Origin of the sequence: Sapientia aquatica (assembly GCF_004358105.1) — a bacterium.
GTDB classification, from domain to species: Bacteria; Pseudomonadota; Gammaproteobacteria; order Burkholderiales; family Burkholderiaceae_D; genus Solimicrobium; species Solimicrobium aquaticum.
The window spans coordinates 17,573-39,331 of sequence record NZ_SMYL01000005.1; the positions used below are offsets into that span (position 1 = coordinate 17,573).

Annotated in this window: 18 protein-coding genes; 14 read left to right on the forward strand and 4 right to left on the reverse strand. The window is 46.8% G+C overall.

Features of this window, described 5'->3' with window-relative positions; translation table 11 throughout:
- Window positions 1–30 precede the first annotated feature (30 nt).
- From clpP to lon, 3 genes are all read left to right on the forward strand, one after another.
- A complete protein-coding gene (gene clpP / locus E2I14_RS11045) occupies window positions 31–657 on the forward strand; it encodes an ATP-dependent Clp endopeptidase proteolytic subunit ClpP (RefSeq protein ID WP_133328440.1) in 627 nt (208 codons plus the stop codon).
- Between the two features lie 185 nt (window positions 658–842).
- Window positions 843–2,111, forward strand: coding sequence for an ATP-dependent Clp protease ATP-binding subunit ClpX (gene clpX, locus E2I14_RS11050; protein WP_133328442.1), 1,269 nt, complete (start codon window positions 843–845; stop codon window positions 2,109–2,111).
- Between the two features lie 263 nt (window positions 2,112–2,374).
- The gene (lon, locus tag E2I14_RS11055; RefSeq protein ID WP_133328444.1) at window positions 2,375–4,783 is read left to right on the forward strand and encodes an endopeptidase La; all 2,409 of its coding nucleotides are present in this window, start codon (window positions 2,375–2,377) and stop codon (window positions 4,781–4,783) included.
- A 107-nt stretch (window positions 4,784–4,890) separates the two neighbouring features.
- On the opposite strand, the gene lexA is transcribed toward lon, so the two are convergent.
- Window positions 4,891–5,535, reverse strand: coding sequence for a transcriptional repressor LexA (gene lexA / locus E2I14_RS11060; protein ID WP_133328446.1), 645 nt, complete (start codon window positions 5,533–5,535; stop codon window positions 4,891–4,893).
- Window positions 5,536–5,848: 313 nt separating this feature from the next.
- Between lexA and E2I14_RS11065 the strand changes: the two genes are divergently transcribed.
- Complete coding sequence (locus E2I14_RS11065; RefSeq protein ID WP_133328448.1) at window positions 5,849–6,820, forward strand: bile acid:sodium symporter family protein; 972 nt, start codon at window positions 5,849–5,851, stop codon at window positions 6,818–6,820.
- A gap of 32 nt (window positions 6,821–6,852) precedes the next feature.
- Here E2I14_RS11065 and E2I14_RS11070 read toward each other — a convergent pair whose 3' ends face one another.
- The 3 genes from E2I14_RS11070 to map are packed head-to-tail and all read right to left on the reverse strand — an operon-like array spanning window position 6,853 to window position 11,087.
- On the reverse strand, window positions 6,853–7,611 hold the full coding sequence (locus E2I14_RS11070) for a pseudouridine synthase (protein WP_264757058.1): 759 nt from the start codon (window positions 7,609–7,611) through the stop codon (window positions 6,853–6,855).
- A gap of 17 nt (window positions 7,612–7,628) precedes the next feature.
- Window positions 7,629–10,184 (reverse strand): [protein-PII] uridylyltransferase, encoded by a 2,556-nt coding sequence (locus E2I14_RS11075; protein WP_133328450.1) that lies wholly within the window; start codon window positions 10,182–10,184, stop codon window positions 7,629–7,631.
- A 15-nt stretch (window positions 10,185–10,199) separates the two neighbouring features.
- Complete coding sequence (gene map, locus E2I14_RS11080) at window positions 10,200–11,087, reverse strand: type I methionyl aminopeptidase (protein WP_319945933.1); 888 nt, start codon at window positions 11,085–11,087, stop codon at window positions 10,200–10,202.
- Window positions 11,088–11,351: 264 nt separating this feature from the next.
- Here map and E2I14_RS11085 point away from each other — a divergent pair, with 264 nt between their 5' ends.
- The 10 genes from E2I14_RS11085 to rseP all read left to right on the forward strand — a co-directional run bounded on the left by E2I14_RS11085 (window position 11,352) and on the right by rseP (window position 21,700).
- Entirely contained in the window at window positions 11,352–12,230 is an 879-nt protein-coding gene (locus E2I14_RS11085; RefSeq protein WP_133328453.1) for an ABC transporter ATP-binding protein, read from the forward strand.
- A complete protein-coding gene (locus E2I14_RS11090; RefSeq protein ID WP_133328455.1) occupies window positions 12,227–13,798 on the forward strand; it encodes a hypothetical protein in 1,572 nt (523 codons plus the stop codon). The genes E2I14_RS11085 and E2I14_RS11090 overlap by 4 nt, the downstream gene beginning before the upstream one ends.
- Window positions 13,799–14,037: 239 nt before the next feature.
- The gene (rpsB, locus tag E2I14_RS11095) at window positions 14,038–14,787 is read left to right on the forward strand and encodes a 30S ribosomal protein S2 (protein ID WP_133328457.1); all 750 of its coding nucleotides are present in this window, start codon (window positions 14,038–14,040) and stop codon (window positions 14,785–14,787) included.
- Window positions 14,788–14,950: 163 nt separating this feature from the next.
- A complete protein-coding gene (tsf, locus tag E2I14_RS11100; protein WP_133328459.1) occupies window positions 14,951–15,829 on the forward strand; it encodes a translation elongation factor Ts in 879 nt (292 codons plus the stop codon).
- A gap of 324 nt (window positions 15,830–16,153) precedes the next feature.
- Window positions 16,154–16,870: a UMP kinase gene (gene pyrH, locus E2I14_RS11105; protein ID WP_133328461.1), complete on the forward strand. Its 717-nt coding sequence runs from the start codon at window positions 16,154–16,156 to the stop codon at window positions 16,868–16,870.
- A 27-nt stretch (window positions 16,871–16,897) separates the two neighbouring features.
- Window positions 16,898–17,458: a ribosome recycling factor gene (gene frr, locus E2I14_RS11110; RefSeq protein WP_133328463.1), complete on the forward strand. Its 561-nt coding sequence runs from the start codon at window positions 16,898–16,900 to the stop codon at window positions 17,456–17,458.
- 88 nt (window positions 17,459–17,546) lie between these two features.
- Window positions 17,547–18,305: a polyprenyl diphosphate synthase gene (gene uppS / locus E2I14_RS11115; RefSeq protein ID WP_133328465.1), complete on the forward strand. Its 759-nt coding sequence runs from the start codon at window positions 17,547–17,549 to the stop codon at window positions 18,303–18,305.
- Window positions 18,305–19,129: a phosphatidate cytidylyltransferase gene (locus tag E2I14_RS11120; protein ID WP_133328467.1), complete on the forward strand. Its 825-nt coding sequence runs from the start codon at window positions 18,305–18,307 to the stop codon at window positions 19,127–19,129. Before uppS ends, E2I14_RS11120 begins: the two co-directional genes overlap by 1 nt.
- On the forward strand, window positions 19,126–20,301 hold the full coding sequence (gene ispC / locus E2I14_RS11125; protein ID WP_133328468.1) for a 1-deoxy-D-xylulose-5-phosphate reductoisomerase: 1,176 nt from the start codon (window positions 19,126–19,128) through the stop codon (window positions 20,299–20,301). The genes E2I14_RS11120 and ispC overlap by 4 nt, the downstream gene beginning before the upstream one ends.
- 7 nt (window positions 20,302–20,308) lie before the next feature.
- On the forward strand, window positions 20,309–21,700 hold the full coding sequence (rseP, locus tag E2I14_RS11130; protein ID WP_133328470.1) for an RIP metalloprotease RseP: 1,392 nt from the start codon (window positions 20,309–20,311) through the stop codon (window positions 21,698–21,700).
- The last annotated feature ends 59 nt before the right edge of the window (window positions 21,701–21,759 follow it).

Sequence of the window (21,759 nt, forward strand, 5' to 3'; positions counted from 1 at the left end):
AGGTCATAAACTAACCAACAAGGAAAACACATGACAGGCTTAATTCGAAATTCTGCACTCAATACTGAAATGCTCGGCATGGTTCCGATGGTCATTGAGCAGAGTGGACGCGGTGAACGCTCATACGATATTTATTCACGCTTATTAAAAGAGCGCGTTGTTTTTCTAGTTGGTCCAGTTAATGATCAAACAGCTAATTTAGTTGTTGCTCAGTTATTGTTCTTGGAAAGTGAAAATCCAGACAAGGATATTTCGTTCTACATCAATTCCCCAGGTGGTTCCGTGTCGGCAGGTATGGCGATTTACGACACGATGCAATTCATCAAGCCTGAAGTTTCTACGCTGTGTACCGGAATGGCCGCGTCAATGGGCGCATTTTTATTAGCAGCCGGCGCAAAAGGTAAGCGTTTCTCATTGCCAAATTCGCGCATCATGATTCATCAACCTTTGGGTGGCGCTCAGGGGCAAGCTTCGGATATTGAAATTCAAGCGCGTGAGATCTTGTATTTGCGTGAACGTCTCAATGGCATGTTGGCCGAGCATACTGGCAAATCAGCCGAGCAAATCGCCAAAGATACTGACCGCGATAATTTCATGTCTGCATCCGAAGCCGTCGAATACGGTCTCATTGATAAAGTGATGGTACATCGGGCCTAATCTGGCTAGCATCTAAAAAACGCCCAGCAGGGCGTTTTGTTATTTATACGTTGTGCTTTGCCATCCACATTGCCTTGTACATTTCTTTAATTTCGTATTACCTAACGTAAAAATCGGTCTATTCTCGATGACGAATCCGATATTTACAGGTAATATCAAACCACTTCTCTCCTTACATTTGTATCATGCCAGATAAAAAATCATCAAGTGGTGAAAAATTGCTGTATTGCTCATTTTGCGGCAAAAGCCAACACGAAGTTAAAAAACTCATCGCAGGGCCGTCTGTATTTATCTGTGATGAATGCATAGATTTGTGCAACGACATTATCCGCGATGAAATTTCTAGCGTTGAAACGATAGGCAGTAATAAAGCGGATTTGCCGACCCCGTCAGAAATTTGCGACTTGCTGAATCAGTACGTGATTGGTCAAGAAACTGCCAAGCGTATTTTGTCGGTTGCCGTGTACAACCACTACAAGCGCTTAAAATACCTCGGCAAAAAAGATGACGTAGAACTAGCCAAGAGCAATATTTTGTTGGTCGGCCCAACCGGTTCCGGTAAAACATTGTTGGCGCAAACCTTAGCGCGCATGCTGAATGTGCCATTTGTTATCGCTGATGCGACGACATTAACCGAAGCCGGTTACGTTGGCGAAGACGTTGAAAACATCATCCAAAAATTACTGCAAAATTGCAATTACGACGTAGAAAAAGCGCAAAAAGGTATTGTCTACATCGATGAAATCGATAAGATTTCGCGTAAATCCGACAACCCATCGATCACGCGCGATGTGTCCGGTGAAGGTGTTCAGCAGGCGCTGTTAAAATTGATCGAAGGCACGATGGCCTCAGTGCCACCGCAAGGCGGTCGCAAACATCCAAACCAAGATTTTGTGCAAATCGACACAACTAACATCATGTTTATCTGTGGCGGCGCGTTTGATGGCTTGGCTAAGTTAATTTCCAGTCGCTCGGAAAAAGGCGGAATTGGATTTTCAGCCAGCGTAAAAAGCAAAGTAGAAGCCACCTCGAACCAGCATTTACAGGAAGTCGAACCAGAAGATTTGATTAAATTTGGATTGATCCCCGAATTGGTTGGTCGCTTGCCAGTCGTTGCAACTTTGAACGAATTGGATGAAGACGCTTTGATTCAAATTCTGATCGAGCCAAAAAATGCCTTGATCAAACAATACGCAAAATTGCTCGAAATGGAAGGCGCAGAATTGGAAATCCGTCCTTCTGCCTTACACGCGATTGCGAAAAAATCGATTGCTCGTAAAGCCGGTGCGCGTGGTTTGCGTTCCATTTTGGAGCACGCCTTATTGGATGTTATGTACGATTTGCCGAGCGAATCCAATGTCGCAAAAGTGGTTATTGATGAAAACACAATCACTCAAGGCGCTAAGCCTTTACTGATTTATCATGAGAAATCAAAAGTTTCTGGTGAGAATTAATTTATAGGCTTGATTGCGTTAAATTACATCGAAATAAGCTGAAATTGCGACCGATAAAACATACAATGAAGCAATGTTAGGTCGAAAAGCCACCTCGGGTTGACCTCGTCGGTGGCTTTTTTAATGTGCTCATAATTACCTAGCAATAAGTGTTGTAAGCAGTGAAATAGCAGTGAACTTTTGGTTGAATTTTTTTTAAATGGGCTTGTGTTTTAACGATCCATGCCAACATGTTGTTGGGAATTAACTAAATAAGGTAAACCATGACGACGACTCTCATTACAGAACCTACCCAGTTGCCATTGTTGCCCTTGCGGGATGTAGTCGTATTCCCGCACATGGTCATCCCGCTTTTCGTGGGACGTCCTAAATCAATTAAAGCACTTGAAGCAGCAATGGAGCAGGGCAAGAGTATTTTGCTGGCTGCACAAAAAGCCGCGGCAAAAGACGAACCTTCACCAGAAGACATTTACGAAATTGGCTGTATCGCCAATATTTTGCAAATGCTCAAGCTGCCAGACGGTACCGTTAAGGTTTTGGTCGAAGGTGTGCAGCGTGCACGCATCCATCAGATTCGTGAGTTGGATACGCATTTTGTTGCGACCATCAATCCGGTTGAAACTGAAGAAAGCGACGACTCAGAAGTTGAAGCAATGCGTCGCGCCATCGTTCAACAGTTTGATCAGTACGTTAAATTAAACAAGAAGATTCCACCTGAAATTCTGGCGTCCTTGTCGGGTATCGACGATGCGGGTCGCTTGGCAGATACAGTTGCTGCGCACTTGCCATTAAAGCTCGATCAAAAACAAGAAATTCTCGAAATTTTCAGCGTTGCGAAACGTCTTGAACATCTGCTCGGTCAGCTTGAAGGCGAGTTGGACATTTTGCAGGTCGAAAAGCGCATTCGTGGTCGCGTAAAGCGCCAGATGGAAAAGTCCCAGCGCGAATACTATTTGAACGAGCAAGTTAAAGCGATTCAAAAAGAATTAGGCGAAGGCGAAGAGGGCGCTGATCTCGAAGAAATTGATAAGAAAATTATCGCGGCAAAAATGCCGAAAGAAGCCAAAGATAAAGCGCTGGCTGAGTTGAAAAAACTCAAAATGATGTCGTCCATGTCGGCTGAAGCGACCGTGGTGCGTAATTACATCGATACCTTAATCAATCTGCCTTGGAAGAAAAAATCCAAGGTGACGAACGATTTGGCGAATGCTGAAAAGGTATTGGACGCCGATCACTATGGTTTGGAAAAAGTAAAAGAACGCGTGTTGGAATACCTAGCGGTGCAACAGCGGGTGGATAAGCTAAAAGCGCCAATTCTCTGTTTTGTTGGGCCTCCAGGCGTTGGTAAAACTTCGCTCGGTCAATCAATTGCGCGCGCAACCAATCGCAAGTTCGTGCGGATGGCATTGGGTGGTGTGCGTGACGAAGCCGAAATTCGTGGCCACCGTCGCACTTACATCGGTTCGATGCCAGGTAAGATTTTGCAAAGCCTGTCCAAGATCGGTGTTCGCAATCCATTATTCTTGTTGGATGAAGTCGATAAAATGGGTGCGGATTTCCGCGGCGATCCTTCTTCGGCGTTGCTCGAAGTGTTGGATCCTGAGCAAAACCATACTTTCTCTGATCATTATTTAGAAGTTGATTTTGATTTGTCGGATGTGATGTTTGTTGCGACATCGAACTCGTACAATATCCCAGCGGCGTTGTTGGATCGGATGGAAGTGATTCGCTTGTCTGGTTACACCGAAGACGAAAAGAGCAGCATTGCGCAGCGTTATTTGTTGCCTAAGCAAATCAAAAATAATGGCTTAAAGGAAGAAGAAATCTCTCTTTCCGAAACAGCTATTCGTGACATTATTCGTTATTACACACGCGAAGCAGGTGTACGTTCTTTAGATCGTGAAATTTCTAAAATTTGCCGCAAAGTCGTGAAATTATTGCTCTTGAAAAAACAAGACAAAAAGGTCACGATCACCAGCAAAAACTTGGATAAGTATTTAGGTGTGCGTCGCTACGACTTTGGTATGGCGGTTAAAGAAAACCAAGTAGGTCAAGTTGTTGGATTGGCGTGGACCGAAGTTGGTGGAGATTTGTTGACAATCGAAGCGGTATCGATGCCTGGTAAAGGAAACGTGATTCGCACAGGTACTTTGGGCGACGTGATGAAGGAATCAATTGAAGCTGCGCGCACAGTTGTTCGCAGTCGCTCAAAACGTCTAGGTATTAAAGCCGATGTATTTGAAAAAACCGACGTCCATATTCACGTACCTGAAGGCGCTACCCCGAAAGATGGTCCTTCGGCTGGTATCGCGATGACAACTGCCTTGGTTTCGATCTTTACCGGAATTCCGGTGCGTGCTGATGTAGCGATGACGGGTGAAATTACTTTGCGTGGTGAAGTGTTGCCAATTGGTGGCTTGAAAGAGAAATTATTGGCAGCGCATCGCGGGGGTATTAAAACCGTCATTATTCCAGAGGAAAATGCCAAAGATTTAGCCGATATCCCTGATAACGTCAAAAATCACTTGGAAATTATTCCTGTACGTTGGATTGATCGCGTTCTAGAAATTGCGCTGGAAAAATTACCGACCGAGCTGGTGGAGGAAGAAGTGGTTGTTGCTTCCGCCGCGCCAGCGGCTGGTGAGACAGTTGATCCAGTTGTTAAGCACTAATTAGTTCTGCCAGAAAACAAAAAACGCCCGATTCGTCGGGCGCTTTTTATGTGCAATTTAGTCCAAAATTCTGCATAAAATACATTAATTAGATCGTTCTTCTACAGCTAATTCCAGCTGCGCAATAAACCAACCGCTAAACCCTCTAAGGCGAAATCATCGGTTTCGACCTTAATAACGCTGTAGTCGGGATTTTCGGGAAATAGCTCGATTAACGAACCGGTTTTCTTGTAGCGCTTAACGGTGACTTCATCGCCAATTCTGGCGACCACGATTTGCCCATTGTTGGCGGTACTGGTTTTTTTAACGGCTAACAAATCACCTTCTAAAATCCCAACGTCGCGCATCGACATGCCGCGTACTTTGAGCAGGTAATCTGGCTTGGCGGAGAACAAACTCGGATCAACGTTGTAACTCGCTTCAATATGCTCCTCTGACATGATGGGTGAACCTGCTGCAACTCGACCAACAAGTGGCAGAGTTAGTTGCGGCGCGAAATTGGTGGAGATGGCGAATTGTTCTGAAATTCTCGATTGGCCCGATTCGCATAAACGGATACCGCGCGATGTGCCGGGTGTTAGTTCAATTACTTTTTTGCGCGCTAGGGCTTGTAGATGCTCTTCCGCAGCGTTAGCGGAGCGAAAGCCTAGTTCGGTAGCGATCTCGGCTCTCGTCGGGGGAAATCCGGTGTTTTGGATAGCATCGCGAATGAGATTTAAAATTTGCTCTTGGCGGGCGGTAAGTTTTTGCATGGCAATGTAATCCAACTGTGTTTATTAGCAGTCTGTAATTTTATACAGTATTTATTCGAATGCAAGAAGTCTTTTGTGCAACGTGGTTTTTGTGACGCAGAAATGCGATTTGTGGACGGTAATTTACTGTTGAACTGCGTGGTTTTAGTTCGGTATCGGCATAGTCGCCCATTAATCAATTCAAATTCATCTATCTGAAAAGTTAACTCGATCGGAAAAGTAAATTGATTTGTGTGAAAATGCGGGGCTACTTTGAGCGATCTGTTACTGATCGAAGAATCGCTAGTTTCAACAATATCGAGAGAATTGCCCTATGTTGCGCAGCTTGACCAAATTTTTGCCGAGTAACTTTACCTTGGCGTTGTTAGTCACGGTCTTGTTAGCCACGTTGCTACCTACTTCAGGTCGTGGCGCGGCGATGTTTAATGACGCCACCGTGTTCGCCATTGGCCTGCTGTTTTTCATGCATGGTGCCAAGTTACCTAGGGAAACTTTGATTGCTGGCTTGAAGCACTGGCGACTTCATCTAACGGTGCTCAGTTTTACCTATGTGCTATTTCCGCTTTTAGGCTGGGTCCTTAAACCCATTTTTTTGCCCTTCGTGACGCCCGACTTATACATTGGGATTTTGTTTTTATGCGTCTTGCCTTCTACCGTGCAATCGTCCATCGCCTTTACCTCGATTGCACGCGGCAACGTATCGGCTGCCGTGTGCGGGGCAACAGCTTCGAATTTATTGGGCGTGTTTATTACGCCAGTCTTAGTTGGCTTATTGGTGGTGTCGCATGACGGCGGTGGATCGTGGGATTCGGTGTTGCGGATTTCGTGTCAGTTATTGTTGCCGTTTATCGCCGGCCAATTAGCGCGTCATTGGATTGGTGCTTGGGTGCAGCGCCATGCCAAAGTATTGTCGATGGTGGATCAGGGTTCGATCTTGTTGGTGGTTTATACCGCGTTTAGTGAGGCGATTATCGAGGGACTTTGGACGCGCATGTCGCTCACTACGATGCTCAGTTTGACGCTTATTTGTTGCGTCTTGTTGGGGATTGTTTTGTTCTTGACCAAATTTGTTTCGCGTAAGCTTGGCTTTAATAAAGCCGACGAAATCACGATTATTTTCTGTGGTTCGAAAAAGAGTTTGTCTAGCGGTGTGGCGATGGCAAAGGTGTTATTTGCCAGCAGTATGGTCGGGTCGATTGTGTTACCGCTGATGTTGTTTCACCAAATTCAATTGATGGTGTGTGCGGTACTGGCTGAGCGCTTTGCAAAGAGGACGGAAGATTAATTGCCCTCTTGGCCTGCGCTCAGTCGGACGCCTTAAAACATTTCTGCTTCGCTGAGGTAGCGCCATTTTCCTTCGGGTAGGTTGCCCAATTTAACTTTCCCAATTCGTACACGTTTCAAGCCGATTACGGTTAAACCGACAGCTTCACACATGCGGCGAATTTGGCGTTTTTTACCTTCTTTTAAAATGAAGTTGAGCTGATCATCATTTTGCCAACGCACTTTGGCTGGCAGCAAGGCTTTGCCATCGAGCGACAAACCGTGATTTAGGCGCTTTAAATCTGCCTCCGGCAAACGGCCTGGTTTGGAATAACTCACTCGCACTAAATACTCTTTTTCTACCGACGTGTCTTGACCAATTAAGTGTTTCGCAATTCGACCGTCCTGCGTCAGTACTAGCAAACCAGTTGAATCGATATCCAAACGGCCAGCCGGAACTAAGCTGCGCAGTTGAGTAGGATGAAAATGCGTTGCGACCGCATCGTCTTCCCAGCGATTTTCAGGTTTGATTAAACAAATCGCTGGCTCATAGCCATCTTCGGCTTGGCCGCTGACATAACCGACTGGTTTGTTGATTAATACTGTGACGCGTTTAGATTGCTCGGCAGCGGCTTGGCGCTCAATCGTGACCTTCTGGGTGAGCAAAATTTTGGTGCCAAGCTCGGAGATTACTTTGCCATCGACCCGAACCCAACCGCGGCTAATCCATTCATCCGCCTCGCGGCGTGAGCATAGGCCTAGTTCGGACATGCGTTTCGATAAGCGGAGCGGTTCGTTATTTGAAGTTGTCATCGTTATTGCTGTTTAATTTATACAGTGAGTGCGTCGAGTAAATCGGTTTCTAATTGGATTTGCATGCGTGCATTTTGCAGCACCGCGCCATCGATTAAAAATACGTCTTCAACTCGTTCGCCCAGGGTCATGATTTTGGCTGTGTGTAAATTGATTTTGTATTTCGCCAGCACTTTGGCGATCGAATACAGCAAGCCGTTTCGGTCATTAGCCGATACAGACAGCAAGTAATATTGCCCGCGCTCATCCGGAATTAAATCGATAGTCGGCACAATCGGGAATGTGCGTGATAAGCGCGATAAACGACCTTTGCTTGGTGTTGGTAAATCTTCGCTGGAGCTGAGCAACTCGGTTAATTCATGCTCGACCAAACTGATAATGTCGCGGTAGCTTTTGGCGAATGCGGAAGCCGAAATCATAAACGTATCGAGCGCGTAGTTATGTTGGGTAGTGTGAATCTTGGCATCTAAAATGCTAAAACCTTTGCTGTCGAAATAACTGCAAATGCGCGCGAACAAATCAGGCTGATCCGGTGTGTAGACGGCAACTTGCAAGCCCTCGCCGATGGGCGCGGTGCGACATTTGACCACTGGCGTAGGGCTGTGCACTTTGTCGTAAAAGGCGCGCGTTTGCCAAACGATATCGGTTGCTTCATTGCGTAAAAAATACACGACGTTGAGTTGCTTCCAGAGTTCTAAATGCGCGTTCTCGGGCAATCCATATAAACGTAAATTTTTTAAGGCTTCGTCTTGGCGGTTTTTTAATTCCCGATCGGGGGATGGGATGACGCCGCCCAAAGCGCGCAAGGTGAGCTGGTATAAATCTTCCAGCAACTTGCCTTTCCATGCATTCCAGACTTTAGGGCTGGTGCCGCGTATGTCGGAGACGGTCAATAAATACAGCGCCGTTAAGTGACGCTCATCTTTAACTACGCTAGCAAATTGTTGAATGACTTCGGGATCCGATAAATCTTGTTTTTGTGCGACTTGTGACATCAATAAATGATGCTGCACTAAAAAAACTACTAATTCAGTTTGATCTTTGCTCATCCCGTGTTGGTGGCAAAAACGCTTTGCATCAGCGCGACCTAACTCGGAATGATCGCCGTTACGGCCCTTGGCAATATCATGGAATAAGGCAGCCACATACAACACCCAATGTTGCGGGAAGTTAGCAATCAATTGGCTGCAAAACGGATATTCGTGCGCATGCTCAGGCATAGTAAAGCGACGCAGATTTCGCACCACCATCAAGATATGCTGGTCAACCGTGTAGACGTGAAAAAGGTCGTGCTGCATCTGCCCAATGATGCGTCGGAAGTTCGGTAAGTAGCGACCTAAAATACTCATTTGATTCATGCCGCGCAACGCGTGGGTAATGCCTTGCGGCGCTTGCAGAATCTGTAAAAATAGGGCGTGGTTGACTGGATCGTGGCGGAACTTGCTATTGATCTTAAAGCGCGCATGCCAGAGTGAGCGCATCGTGAGCGCCGACATGCCTTTTAGTTCTGAATGCTGTGCTAAGAGCAAGAACACTTCAAAAATGGCGGAAGGACGTTTTTCAAATAATTGCGCGTCGTTGGGTTCGATAAAGCCATTTACTTCGCTGAACTCGTCATTAATGCTTTGACGCTTGCTCGGCGCAACGACTAATTTTGCTTCAATGTTTTGTAGCAAAATCGTATTCAACTGGGTAACCGCTTTGGCCGCCCAGTAATAGCGCTGCATTAAATATTCACTCGCGCGATGAGTAGTGGTGGAGGTGAAGCCAAAGGTTTCTGCGATGGGATTTTGTACGTCAAAGACCAAGCGGTCTTCACGCCGTTTCGTGAAGATATGGAGCCGAATCCGGATATCTTTAAATGCACGTTCGTTGCGCTTTAATTGGCGTGCTTCTGGGCCGGTAATCAGGCCGCGGGCCGCGAGTTCTGACCAAGAATTGCCTAACCCCGCTGCTTTAGCAATCCACAAAATTACTTGCAAATCGCGCAGGCCGCCTGGGCTTTCTTTGCAGTTGGGTTCGAGCGAGTAGGGCGTATCTTCAAACTTCACATGGCGCTGGCGTAGTTCCAAGGTCTTGGCTTGAAAAAACGCTTGAGGATTCATTGCCGCGTTATATTGCTCGCGCAATGAGCGGAATAGCTTGCGGTTACCAACAATGAGCCGCGCTTCGAGCAAACTGGTTTGCACCGTTATGTCCGCCACCGATTCTTGCAAACATTCGTCGATAGTGCGGATGCTGTGTCCTACTTCTAAACCTAGATCCCAGAACTGCTGCACCAGCGTTTCGAGTTTGCCACGCAAGACATCATCCGGCGAGTGTGAAAGCAACACCAGCACATCCACGTCTGAATACGGGAACAATTCGCCACGCCCATAGCCGCCCACCGCGATCAATGCTGCATCGGACGGTAATTCCAGCACTTGCCAAAGTTCGGTCAGCGCTAGATCAACGCTGTGACAAAGATCGTGCAGCAGCGCTTCGGGCTTTTTTAGGTTTTGAGAAAATTGGGTGGTTAAAACCTGGTGGCGCGCTTTTAATTGTTCCTTTAGGCGCTGTGCTAACGGTTGCATAGGCTATTGGTCGAGTTAAAAGGTGGCGGAAATAAATTCAGGACAAGGCGGCGCGCCTGCGGAGGTCGTCAAAATTTCAAAACCAGTTTCAGTTACCAAGACGGTATGTTCCCATTGCGCGGACAAACTGCGGTCGCGGGTTTTAATCGTCCAGCCATCCGACATTTCGCGGATTTCTTTGCGGCCAGCGTTAATCATCGGTTCGATCGTAAAAATCATTCCTGGCTTCATTTCAGCCAATGTGCCTGGTTTGCCGTAATGCAGAATTTGCGGGTCTTCGTGGAAAATTTTACCGATGCCATGACCGCAGAATTCGCGCACCACGCTGTAGCCTGCTTTTTCCGCGTGTTGCTGAATGATGTGGCCGATGTCGCCTAAATGGTTGCCCGGTTTGACTTTGGAAATGCCTAGCCACATGCATTCAAACGTAATGGTGGATAAGCGCTTGGCTAATATCGATGGCTCACCAATAAAGAACATGCGACTTGTATCGCCGTGGTAGCCATCTTTAATAATGGTGATGTCCAGATTGACCACATCGCCATTTTTTAACACTTTATCACCCGGAATGCCGTGGCAAATTACATCGTTGACTGAGGTGCAAATCGCCTTTGGATAAGGCGTGTAACCCGGTGGGCAGTAGTTGAGCGGCGCAGGAATCGTGCCTTGCACGTTGACCATGTATTCATGGCATAAGCGATCAAGCTCGCCCGTGGTAACGCCTGCTTTGACGTAAGGAGTGATGTAATCCAGTACCTCTGACCCGAGACGGCCAGCTACGCGCATGCCTTGAATATCTTCTTCTGTTTTAATCGTGATAGCGCTCATTATGTTGCCTGAATGGTAAAAAAATAGATTTTGTTGATTGAGAAATTGGGCTGTTTGAGGTGAAAAACAGGTCAGCCATCAATTTAATATAGCTCGAAATTATAGACTATCTAGGGCTAACTTGGACTTTCGCCTAGAGAGAACCGAACTTGCGCTGGCGCGAAGTTCGCGTGGTTGACTATTCCTGTCTCGCACCTTGGGCGTAGCTATCGTTGGAAAAAGGTAGTCGGTTTAGACGTTCCATACCCACTGTTTTACATTTCGTCGGATTCTGATTATGGTCGCCAGTGACATCCTATACAGTCAACCCATCACAATAAAGTTTGCAAAGGAAACGTCATGTTGGAGCTAAGCCATGTAGTAAAACGATTTGGTCGACAAATTGTGGCGGTTGACGATGTGTCACTCAAGTTGAGTCAAGGTGTCATCGGATTGATTGGTCATAATGGCGCAGGTAAGACTAGTTTAATGCAGATGATTGCGACATTAAGCAAACCTAGCAGCGGGCAAATTTTATTTGATGGTCAAGATATCGTGAAGCGGCCTGATGCAATTCGAGCGCGACTTGGCTACCTTCCGCAAGACTTTGGTATCTACTCAAATTTAAGCGCGCTGGAGTTTATGCAATATTTTGCAGCGCTCAAAGGCTGTAACAATCCCGCGCGCTTGCGCTATTTGCTGGAATTGGTCAACTTGCATGAACAAGCCCATCGTCCTGCCTCGACATTTTCGGGTGGCATGCGGCGTCGTCTTGGAATCGCGCAAGCATTAATCAATGATCCTGATATTTTGATTGTGGATGAGCCAACGGCAGGCTTGGATCCAGAAGAACGCATGCGCTTTAGAAATCTGTTAGCCGAATTGGGCTTCAAGAAACTGGTCATCATGTCGACCCATATCGTGTCCGACGTGGAGACGATTGCGACCCAGCTTGCCATCATGCGTCAAGGGCGATTAATCGCTTGCGCTACGCCAGATGAGGTTTTGGATCAAGCAGAAGGGCAGATTTGGATGGCGGAAGTGGAAATGCACTACTACGAATCCTTACGCACCAAGGTGCATATTTTGCAGGCACAGCGGCAGGGCAATCGGATGCTTCTGCGTATCTTGCATCCGCATCAACCATGCATTGATGCGATTGTGGTTGAGCCGAGCCTAGAAGAGGCTTTGATGGCACAACAATATGTGCAGAATGAAGGCCTGCAGGTGATTTCATGAGCTTCTCAACATTAAAAATAGTGTTGTTAACCGAGGTTCGAATTCGCTTGCGCCGGCTCAGCACCTTGGTCACTCTGCTGGCAATGATCGTATTGGCGTGGATGGTCTTTGAAGATCCTGCAACGGGTAGCTCGTTATTGGTCGTTGAAGGGGCGCGCGTTCTTTATACCAGTTCGGCGTTAGCGCTTGCCAGCGTCACCCTGTTTGGCATGTTATTTAGCATGGCTGGATTTTATTTAGTGCGGGGCAGAATTAGTGAGGATGTGCGCTGCGGTTTGGGCGGTGTGATTGGTGCAAGCAAAATAACTAATTCTCTGTTTTTGTTTGGGCGTTGGCTCGGCGGTGTGAGTTATTTATTCGTCTTAAGTATGGCGTTTATGTTGTCGATTATGGTTTGTCAGGTATTTCGTGGAGTTGGTCCGATTGAGCCACTGATTTATCTTCAAACCTATGCTTTGATCTTGTTGCCACTCATTTGCTTTACGGTCAGTTGCGCGATTCTCTTCGATAGTATCGCGCCCTTGATGGGCAAGCTTGGGGATGTGATTTACTTCTTTATTTGGGTGTCGGTCGTGGCTCAGCTTGGTCTGATGGGTGAGCACATGTCGCAGGGGGCGAGCGTGGTCTCTGCACTAATGATTTTGGACTTTTACGGATTGGCATCCTGCATGCAAGCGCTCAATACACAACTGCATACGGCAAATATTGCTTTAGGAATGGCCGAATTTGATCCGCATTTAGCGCCCATAACATTGCGCGCTGAGTTATGGTCTGCCCCTTTAATCGCAGTGCGCGCTTTATCGACGTTGCTTGCTGCTTGCTTGGCGTTACCGGCGGTGTGGCTATTTCATCGTTATTCCAGTGATAAAGTGAAATTGAGCCAGGCTAGTGTCCGACGTTCTCCATTGGGTGTGTTGAATGCGTGGTTGCGTCCTCTGTCGGGATTGGCCCGTCCGATCTTTACGCTTGCACTCAAAGCACCTGGAGTTTTAGGGCAGGCGCTGGCTGACATTGCGGTGATTCTGATGTCTGCGCCGAGCGCAATGTTGGCCTTGGTGCTGATTTCTGTGTTCGCCTTATTTACCCCGATTGCGCATGTTAATGCCTTGTTGTTGCCAGCCACTGCAATTTGGGGGATTTTGATTTCAGACCTCAGCACGAGAGATTTTGTTGTCGGTTGCGAGGATATGACCGGCGTGGCGTTGGGTGGAGTTTCTCGACGTTATTTGCGCTACGTGCTGACTTCGGTATTACTGGGGCTGTTATTTGTTGGTGTGATTGTCGTGAAAATGGCATTTTCGCATCCATTTTTATTACTTGAGTTGCTCATCGGACTACTGAGTTTGAGCGCAGTCGCTGCCTTGTTAGGACGCACCTCACGCACATCGCGGCTGTTCTTGGCGCTGTTTTTATTCTGGTTGTATATCGCAACGCAAGTGCCGCGCGCCCCTGAGCTGGATATTTTGGCATTTAATGGTGTGGCGAACGGAGTGACCATGTTAAGCCAGTTAATTATTGCTCTAATTGCACTGTTTTCTGGGTATCTATACAACAATCGAGAACGTTAAGCGCTCGTTTTGGGCTGAATTCCGATTGTTTAACTTGAGTAGGGAGGCTAAGTTGATGTACAATCTTGCGCTAACTCATGACTCGGTCGTGGGTGGTCGGCAAAGTTGTGAATGACTTTGTCGGTGTAGATAGAAATTATTAGTTTTATTGAAATCGCGAATCCCATCGATAAAAGGGTGCTCAATACGGACTTTATTGAGTCACTGATTGGATTCAAGACCAAACCCTGGAGAAAATTATGTCAGTAACAATGCGTGAAATGTTGGAAGCTGGTGTTCATTTCGGTCACCAAACTCGTTTTTGGAATCCAAAGATGGCTCCGTTCATCTTCGGTCATCGCAATAAAATCCACATCATCAACTTGGAAAAAACCTTAGGTTTGTACCAAGAAGCAATGAAATTTATCCGTCAAACCGCTGCATCACGCGGCACAGTGTTGATGGTTGGTACCAAACGTCAAGCGCGCGAATTGATCGCAGCAGAAGCGCAACGCGCAGGTATGCCATATGTTGATCAACGTTGGTTGGGCGGTATGTTGACTAACTTCAAAACAGTCAAAACTTCGATCAAACGTTTGAAAGACATGGAAGCGTTGGTTCAAGAAGGCGGCGTTGAGAAGTTGACTAAAAAAGAAGCGCTGATGTTTGACCGCGAAATGGTCAAATTGCAAAAAGCAATCGGCGGTATCAAAGATATGGGCGGCGTTCCAGATGCAATTTTCGTGGTGGACGTTGGCTACCACAAAGGCGCGATCACTGAAGCAGCTAAATTGGGTATCCCAGTTATTGGCGTGGTTGATACAAACCATTCACCAGAAGGCGTTCAGTTCATTATTCCTGGTAACGATGACTCATCCAAAGCAATCGCTTTGTACGCTCGCGGTGTGGCAGATGCTATCCTCGAAGGTCGTGCTAATGCATTGAACGAAGTAGTTGAAGCAGTTAAAGCTGGTAGCGACGATTTCGTTGAAGTTAGCGAAGAGGCGTAATTAGCCAAATGAAGTTGTTTTCGTAACGACTTTATTCAAAAAAGGGGCAGCTTAGCCCCTTTTTTTTAAAACAGATTTTTGGGTTTATTTAGATTCTACATAAGCCTTTTAGATATTTAATTTGATGCGCTCAACATTGAGCAAACTGAACTAGGAGAGAAGCATGGCAATTACAGCAGCAATGGTGGGTGAATTGCGCGCAAAGACAGACGCGCCGATGATGGAATGTAAAAAAGCCTTGACTGAAGCCGAAGGCAATATGGAACGTGCAGAAGAAATTCTGCGTGTTAAATTGGGTGGTAAAGCATCTAAAGCAGCTTCCCGCGTTACAGCAGAAGGCGTTATCGCTGCTTACGTTTCCGGTAACGTTGGTGCGTTGATCGAAATCAACTGCGAAACCGACTTCGTGACTAAAAACGATGAATTCTTAGCGTTGGCAAATGCGTGCGTTAAATTGGTTGCTGAACACAATCCAGCTGACGTAGCTGCATTGTCCGCATTGCCATTGGGCGACACAACAGTAGAAGGCTTGCGCGCTACTTTGATCGGCCGTATCGGTGAAAACATGTCGATTCGTCGTTTTGTACGTTTTGAATCCACTTCAAAATTGAGCACTTATTTGCACGGCACACGTATTGGCGTTATCGTTGATTTCGACGCAGCAAACGAGCAAGTTGGTAAAGACGTTGCAATGCACATCGCAGCGATGAAGCCAGTTTCCTTGTCGATCGAGCAAGTACCTGCTGATTTGATCGAAAAAGAGCGTTCAGTCGCAACATTGAAAGCCGCAGAATCAGGCAAGCCTGCTGATATCGCCGCTAAGATGATCGAAGGTTCAGTACAAAAATTCTTGAAAGAAGTGTCTTTGTTGAACCAACCATTCGTCAAGAGCGACAAGCAAACTGTTGAGCAAATGTTGAAAGCAGAATCTGCTTCTGTTAAAGCGTTCACTATGTATGTTGTTGGTGAAGGCATTGAGAAGAAGCAAGACGATTTCGCTGCTGAAGTTGCGGCTCAAGTAGCTGCTGCACAAAAAGCGTAATTCAAACTTGATCTTTCAAGTGCATGACATTGTCAGGACTTAAGATGAATTTCAACCTAACCAATCGAGGCAAAGCCAAAACAGGTGTTGTTGAGCCTCGGTTGGTGTTGATGATTTATCTATGAAGTGCGTGAGGCGGGCCATTAGGCCCGTTTTTTTTAAGGTCTGAATAAGGTTGCGCTTGGGTATGGAATTTGGTGCTTGGAAATTATGAATTTTTTTGGAAATGACGCGGTTTTTTGTGCTTTTTCTTTGTTCTTTTGTAAATTTGCAGGGATAATTCCGAAAGTTAAATTAACCAGATAAAACAGTGGAGAAAAAATCTTGAAAAAAGCAGCTTACAAACGTGTACTACTGAAACTTTCTGGTGAAGCCTTGATGGGCGACGATGCCTACGGTATCAATCGCGCCACCATCGAGCGCATGGTTGCTGACGTGGCAGAAATTAAAGCGCTCGGCGTTGAGATTGCTATTGTTATTGGCGGTGGTAATATTTTTCGCGGCGTAGCACCTGGCGCGCAAGGTATGGATCGCGCAACCGCAGATTACATGGGTATGTTGGCAACCGTGATGAATTCTTTGGCCTTAGCTGATGCCATGCGTCAAGCGGGCATCACCGCACGCGTAATGTCGGCCATTGCGATTGATCAAGTCGTTGAGCCATATGTGCGCCCTAAAGCGTTGCAATATCTGGAAGAAGGCAAAGTCGTCGTATTTGCTGCCGGTACCGGCAATCCATTCTTCACCACCGATACTGCAGCAGCATTGCGCGGTGCTGAAATTGGTGCGGAAATTGTGCTAAAGGCCACCAAGGTAGATGGTGTATATTCAGCCGATCCGAATAAAGATAAGAGTGCGGTGCGCTACAGCACAATTAGTTTTGATGAAGCGATTTCACGTCAATTGCAGGTAATGGATGCCACTGCTTTTGCTTTGTGCCGTGATCGTAATTTACCGATTAAAGTATTTTCCATCGTTAAGCCGGGCGCGTTAAAAAGCGTCATCTTAGGTGACGACGAAGGTACGTTAGTCCATGTTTAATTAATTATTTTGAAGTAGGAGATTTACATGAGTGTTGCTGAGGTTCGAAAAAATACAGAGCAAAGAATGCAAAAGTCGCTGGAAGCATTGAAAGTCGATTTAGCAAAAGTCCGCACTGGCCGAGCTCACGTCGGTATTTTGGATCACATTCAAGTGGATTACTATGGCAGTCCAACTCAACTCACCCAAGTCGCCAACGTGACGTTGATTGATGCGCGCACGATCGGTGTGCAGCCATGGGAAAAGAAAATGTTGTCGGTGGTCGAAAAAGCGATTCGCGATTCCGATTTAGGTTTGAATCCATCATCCCAAGGCGATTTGATCCGCGTACCAACCCCACCGCTGACTGAAGAGCGTCGTAAGGAATTCGTTAAGTTGGTCAAGACTGAAGGCGAAGACGCCAAGATCGCTGTGCGCAATATCCGCCGCGATGCCAACGAAGCATTCAAAAAAATGTTGAAAGACAAAGAATGCTCCGAAGACGATGAGCGTCGTGCGCAAGATGACGTACAAAAATTGACGGACAAATTCGTCGCAGAAGTCGATAAGTTGATCGCTGAAAAAGAAAAAGAATTGTTAACCGTTTAAGGTCAATTATTCTTGATGTTATGTTGTAACTAAATTAGCACTATCCGCTCCTAGGATAGTGCTTAATTTATTTTTGAATTGCTTATCAATGTCTGAACTCAGTACCACTCAAACTATTCCACCGGTCGATGCGGTTCCCAATCACGTAGCTATCATTATGGATGGCAATGGACGCTGGGCGACGCAACGTTTCATGCCTCGCGTAGCCGGGCATTCAAAAGGTGTCGAAGCCGTTCGCACCATAGTCGAAGCGTGTATTGAACAGGGGGTGAGTTACCTTACTTTGTTTGCCTTCAGTTCTGAAAATTGGCGCCGACCCGAAGACGAAGTGTCGATTCTGATGCGTCTATTTATGATTGCCCTAGAGCGCGAAGTTAATCGTATGCACGCCAACAATATTCGATTAAAAGTCGTCGGCGACCTAACTCGCTTTAGCCCAGAGCTACAAGAAAAAATTCGTAAGGCCGAAGCCCTAACGAATGACAACACCCGTTTGACAGTGACTATTTGCGCGAATTACGGCGGTCGCTGGGATGTGATCCAAGCGATGAATAAATTGCTCGTCAGCGAACCTGGAATTACCCAAATCGAAGAGCATCATCTCACCCCGCATTTATCAATGGCTTACGCGCCGGAACCGGATTTATTTATTCGTACCGGCGGAGAGCAGCGTATTTCCAACTTTTTATTGTGGCAGTTGGCCTATACCGAACTGTACTTTACCGATACCTATTGGCCCGATTTTGGCCGTGCCGAATTAGCTAGCGCGATTCAATCTTATCAGCAGCGCGAGCGGCGTTTTGGTCGCACGAGCGCGCAAGTTATCGCGTCTAAGAAAGCGTCATAATGTTAAAGACTCGCATCATCACCGCAATTGTCTTGTTAGCCGTGCTGTTGCCGGTTTTGTTTTTTGGCTCTCCTACCGCGATTCGGCTGCTGTGCGCTCTATTTTTTGGCGCTGCTTGCTGGGAAAGCTTACGTCTGTTTGGTCATCATTTCATTATTCCCACTGCCGTCATTTGGACTGGAATTTTTATTTGGCTCGCATGGATGGGCGTTGGGCCGCAGCTTTTGCTGATTTGGGCGATCAGTGCGGCGGCTTGGATAGGTAAATTTATTCCATCGTTAAAGTTCGGTTTGCCGCGTTTAAATAGCGGCTCGAATCGCATCTTTAGCGCTTTGTATTTAATTTCGATCTTGGCTTGTTTTCTGGCGATGCTTAAATTTCAGCAGCATTCCACCAGCTATTTGTTATCGGTATTGATTATTGTTTGGGTGGCCGATGTTGGTGCTTATTTTTCTGGTAAAGCATTAGGTCGGCGTAAATTAGCTCCGACGATTTCGCCCGGTAAATCGTGGGAAGGCGCTATTGGCGGTTGGTTGTCGGTATTGGTATTGAGTGTAGCCAGCACGCAAATCCCAGCATTGCAGGATAGTTTTCCAGTCATGTTGCAACAGCGCTGGGGATGGTTGGGTTTAGCCATTATGTTGAGTTTATTGACCTCAGCCAGCGTTGTCGGGGATTTGGTCGAATCGCAACTTAAACGTCGCGCCGAAATGAAAGACAGTAGCAATCTATTGCCCGGCCACGGCGGTGTTCTTGATCGGATTGATGCCTTAATCTCTGTCTTGCCGTTCGCCATTCTCCTTGAAATAGCCAGCAAATCATGAAGCAACAAATTACCATTTTGGGCTCAACTGGCTCTATCGGTGTTTCAACGCTAGATGTAATTTCACGTCATCCAGAACGCTACCAAGTATTCGCCCTGACGGCGCATAGTCGGGTCGATGAATTGTTTCAGCAATGTGCTCAATTTAAACCCAAATTTGCAGTGCTTGGCACGTCAGACGCCGCATCCTTATTGGCTGATAAATTGCGCTCGCATGATATCGCCACCAAAGTGCTGTTCGGCGCAGCGGCGCTATGTGAAGTGGCGCGCGACGCTGATGTGGTCATGGCTGCGATTGTTGGCGCGGCGGGGTTGGCGCCATCGATCGCTGCTGCTCGCGCTGGTAAAAAAGTGTTGTTGGCCAATAAAGAAGCCTTGGTCATGTCGGGCCAGTTATTTATGGATGCCGTATCCGAAAATAACGCGACTTTGCTGCCTATCGACAGCGAACATAATGCGATTTTCCAATGCTTGCCACATGATTTCAATCGTCAGCAAGGTGGGCGCGGCGTCGCTAAGATTTTATTGACAGCCTCGGGTGGCCCATTCTTGCAGCGCGATCTCTCTACCTTGGGTCAGGTCACGCCAGAGCAGGCGATTGCTCATCCGAATTGGGTGATGGGCAAAAAGATTTCGATAGACTCGGCGACGATGATGAATAAAGGCTTAGAGGTTATCGAGGCACATTGGCTGTTTGGTACACCGGCCGATCAGATTGAAGTCGTGATTCATCCGCAAAGTGTGATTCATTCCATGGTGTCATACCAAGATGGCTCGGTGCTCGCACAATTGGGTAATCCTGATATGCGAACTCCAATTGCTTATGGATTGGCCTATCCCGAGCGTATCGATTCGGGCGTGGCGCAACTCGATATTACGAAAATTGGTCAGCTACAATTTTATAAGCCCGATTTTGAACGCTTCCCTTGTCTAGCCATAGCCTTTGATGCGTTGCGGGCGGGTGCTACGTCGCCAGCAATTATGAATGCCGCCAATGAGGTCGCGGTACAAGCTTTCTTGGATGGCAAAATTGGCTTTCTTCATATTCCAGAATTGATTTCCTCAGTCCTCAATGCAGTCGAAAATCGAGCTGCTACTGACTTGGAAACGATCATGCAGCAAGATAGTTTGGCGCGCATCAGTGCCCAGCAATTTATCAGTCGAGTGAAATAATATCCCCATGAATTTGATTCACACTGCAATAGCCTTTTTGTTCGCAATTTGCGTATTGATTGTGTTTCACGAATTAGGCCATTACTGGGTGGCGCGGCTCTGTAATGTCAAAGTACTGCGCTTCTCGTTGGGTATGGGGAAGGTGATTTTTTCTCGTCGCTTTGGTCCGGATCAGACCGAGTGGGTGATCTCCGCTTTGCCGCTCGGTGGCTATGTCAAGATGCTCGACTTGCGCGAGCAAGAGAACCTGCAGCTTTCCAAGGAAGATATTCAGCGCGAATTCACCAGCCAATCGGTCTGGAAACGTATTGCCATCGTCGCAGCCGGCCCGATCGCCAATTTTATCTTGGCAATCATTCTGTTCGCGCTTGTGTTTATGGTGGGGATTCCTGAGCCAACCGCGAAAGTGCGTGAGCCCGCAGTCTCAAGCGTGGCTTACCAAGCCGGATTGCATGCCGGAGATCGAATTGTTGCGGTTGAGGGCAAAACAATCGAACTTTGGTCTGAATTGCGCTGGGAGTTGATGCAGCTTGCATTAGAAAAGCAGTCTGTGAGCATTGACGTGATTTCAGGATCGACCACCCAAAATGGTCCGGCTAGTCCAGCAAGCCGTTCTCACCAACCACATTCCGTTTTTCTTTCCTTGTCGGGACTAAATGCGCACGATTTGGATTCCGATTTTCTCGCTAAATTAGGCTTAAATCTATACCTATCCAAAGCCCAATTGGGTCATGTTGTGCCGGATGGTGCTGCGATGCGGGCGGGATTGAAAGAGGGGGATGTGGTTACCCAAATCGATGGAAAATCCATTCCCGATAGCCTCGCATTGATAGAAATTGTGCGCCTGTCGCCCAATAAGCCGCTCAACTTTACTGTTTTAAGATTGGGGAATTTGCTTGATATTTCGGTAACTCCGGCTGCGGTTAGCGACAACGGCAAATCGGTTGGCAAGCTCAATGTAGAAGTACGTTCAACACCTGAGATGTTAAATCATCAAGATGCGCCATTGGCGGCGATCCAAAAAGCAGCCCAGCGCACTTGGGCGACTTCAATTCTCACCGTCAAGATGATAGGCAAAATGATCATAGGTGAGGTATCGGTAAAAAATATTACCGGCCCACTTACGATAGCCGATTACGCAGGGCAAACGGCCCAATCCGGATGGATTAGCTATGTCAGCTTTCTGGCTTTTATAAGTATTAGTCTAGGAGTAATGAATTTACTTCCCATACCTATATTAGATGGAGGACATTTGTTGTATTATTCGCTGGAAGTTTTATCTGGGCGCCCAGTGCCGGTTCGCTATTGGGAAATCGCTCAGCGTGCAGGATTGGCTATTTTGATGCTATTGATGGTGCTTGCTTTCTTTAATGACATCGTAAGATTGTTCCCAGCGTAGTTCACAATTCATGCCTAGACGGCGGCGTTGCCTTAATTTTTTGCTTTACTTAATAAGAA